Below are 416 nucleotides of genomic sequence, written 5' to 3'. Positions count from 1 at the left end.
GCCGCCGCTGAACATGCAGCTGCGCATGAACGTGCATTACAAGTCGAACTACGAGAATGCGTTCTGGGACGGCAGCGCGATGAACTTCGGCGACGGCGCCAGCACGTTCTACCCGCTGGTGTCGCTGGACGTGACCAGCCACGAGATCAGCCACGGTTACACCGAGCAGAATTCGAACCTGGAATACAGCGGCCAGTCCGGCGGCATGAACGAGGCGTACTCGGACATCGCCGGTGAAGCGGCCGAGTTCTACGACCGTGGCTCGGCCGACTTCCTGGTCGGTGCGGACATCGTCAAGACCAGCGCCGGCATTGGCGACGCGCTGCGCTACATGTGCAACCCGCCGCAGGATGGCGGCTCGATCGACAACGCGGCCAACTACACCTCCAGCCTCGACGTGCATTACTCCAGCGGCG

Annotated in this window: 1 protein-coding gene; it reads left to right on the top strand. The window is 63.5% G+C overall.

The genetic code is table 11. The annotated features are described in order from the left end of the window. A partial coding sequence (locus UU7_RS07450; RefSeq protein ID WP_007806927.1) for a zinc-dependent metalloprotease occupies positions 1-416 on the top strand: 416 nt, incomplete at both ends.

It is taken from the genome of Rhodanobacter spathiphylli B39 (assembly GCF_000264295.1).
GTDB lineage: Bacteria > Pseudomonadota > Gammaproteobacteria > Xanthomonadales > Rhodanobacteraceae > Rhodanobacter > Rhodanobacter spathiphylli.
This window is presented reverse-complemented; position numbering and strand designations above follow the sequence as displayed.